Source organism: Pseudomonas sp. A-1, from assembly GCF_004801855.1.
Taxonomy (GTDB): domain Bacteria; phylum Pseudomonadota; class Gammaproteobacteria; order Pseudomonadales; family Pseudomonadaceae; genus Geopseudomonas.
In genome coordinates, this window is the sequence record NZ_SSTC01000191.1 from 1 (window position 1) to 2,125 (window position 2,125).

2 protein-coding genes are annotated in these 2,125 nt (G+C 67.8%); both read right to left on the reverse strand.

Going from position 1 to position 2,125, the window contains the following annotated elements; all coding sequences use genetic code 11:
• A partial coding sequence (locus E5198_RS20990) for a bifunctional aconitate hydratase 2/2-methylisocitrate dehydratase (protein WP_136491839.1) occupies positions 1-1,826 on the reverse strand: 1,826 nt, incomplete at its 3' end.
• Between the two features lie 140 nt (positions 1,827-1,966).
• A partial coding sequence (locus E5198_RS20995; protein WP_305956086.1) for a citrate/2-methylcitrate synthase occupies positions 1,967-2,125 on the reverse strand: 159 nt, incomplete at its 5' end.

Here is a 2,125-nt window from a genome sequence, read left to right on the forward strand (position 1 = left end):
ATGGTGCAACCGGCAGCCGAACGCTCGGCGGAGGCGTCGGACAGCTCGAACGCCTGCTCGACGGTCAGACCTTCCAGTCCTTCGATCTCGAGGATGCGGCCGGAGAAGATGTTCTTCTTGCCCTTCTTCTCGACGGTCAGCAGGCCCTGCTGGATGGCGTAGTAGGGGATGGCGTGCACCAGGTCACGCAGGGTGATGCCCGGCTGCATCTGGCCCTTGAAGCGCACCAGCACGGATTCCGGCATGTCCAGCGGCATGACGCCGGTGGCGGCGGCGAAGGCCACCAGGCCGGAGCCGGCCGGGAAGGAGATGCCGATCGGGAAGCGGGTGTGCGAGTCGCCACCGGTACCGACGGTGTCCGGCAGCAGCATGCGGTTCAGCCAGCTGTGGATGATGCCGTCGCCCGGCTTGAGCGCCACGCCGCCACGGTTGCGCATGAAGTCCGGCAGGGTGTGGTGGGTCTTCACGTCCACCGGCTTGGGATAGGCGGCGGTGTGGCAGAAGGACTGCATCACCAGGTCGGCGGAGAAGCCCAGGCAGGCCAGGTCCTTCAGCTCGTCGCGGGTCATCGGGCCGGTGGTGTCCTGGGATCCGACGGTGGTCATCTTCGGCTCGCAGTAGGTGCCCGGGCGGATGCCTGCGACGCCGCAGGCGCGACCGACCATCTTCTGCGCCAGGGTGAAGCCCTTGCCGCTGTCGGCCGGCGCTTGCGGCTTGTGGAACAGGGTGGACGGCGCCAGGCCCAGCTCGGCGCGGGCCTTCTCGGTCAGGCCGCGGCCGATGATCAGCGGGATGCGGCCGCCGGCGCGCACTTCGTCGAGCAGCACTTCGGTCTTCAGTTCGAAGCTGGCCAGCACTTCCTCGCTGCCGTGCCTGCAGACCTTGCCGGCGTAGGGATAGACGTCGATCACGTCGCCCATGTCGAGGTTGGCGACGTCGAACTCAATCGGCAGGGCGCCGGCGTCTTCCATGGTGTTGTAGAAGATCGGCGCGATCTTGTTGCCGAAGCAGAAGCCGCCGGCGCGCTTGTTCGGCACGAACGGGATGTCGTCGCCGAAGAACCACAGCACGGAGTTGGTGGCGGACTTGCGCGAGGAACCGGTGCCGACCACGTCGCCGACGTAGGCGACCGGGAAGCCCTTGGCCTTGACCGCCTCGATCTGCTTGAGCGGTCCGACGGCGCCCGGCTGCTCCGGCTCGATGCCGTCGCGGGCCATCTTCAGCATGGCCAGGGCGTGCAGCGGGATGTCGGGGCGCGACCAGGCGTCCGGAGCGGGGGACAGGTCGTCGGTGTTGGTTTCGCCGGGGACCTTGAACACGGTCAGGGTGATCTTCTCGGCCAGCGCCGGGCGGGCGGTGAACCACTCGCCCTCGGCCCAGGACTGCAGCACGGCCTGGGCGGCTGCGTTGCCCTTCCTGGCGCGCTCGGCGACGTCGTGGAAGGCGTCGAACATCAGCAGGGTGTGCTTGAGCTGTTCGGCGGCGGCGTTGGCCAGTTCGGCGTTGTCCAGCAGCTCGACCAGGGTGGCGATGTTGTAGCCGCCCTGCATGGTGCCAAGCAGCTCGACGGCACGGGTCTTGGAGAGCAGCGGGGAGGCGGCTTCGCCCTTGGCCAGCGCGGTCAGGAAGCCGGCCTTGACGTAGGCGGCTTCGTCCACGCCAGCGGGAACGCGGTTGGTGATCAGGTCGACCAGGACCTGTTCTTCGCCGGCCGGCGGATTCTTCAGCAGCTCGACCAGCGCGGCGGTCTGCTCGGCGTTCAGGGCCAGGGGCGGCAGGCCCTGCTGGGCGCGTTCTTCCAGGTGTTGGCGATAGCTTGCGAGCAAGGGGATATCTCCAGTCATGTCGATGGTGTAGGGCATTCGGGGGAAAACGGCGGGCAAAAGAATGGGAGCAGTACCGGGAAAGCGAGGGCGACCAGCCTCTTTCCCGGTACTGCTCCCATATCAGGGACCGCTACCGCTGGTTAACGCTGGGCCAGGGCCGGCACGGCGCGCGGCTCGACGCCGATGTACTCGGCGCTCGGGCGGATGATGCGGTTGTTGGCGCGCTGCTCGAACACGTGGGACGCCCAGCCGGTGACCCGCGAGCAGACGAAGATCGGGGTGAACAGCTTGGTCGGGAT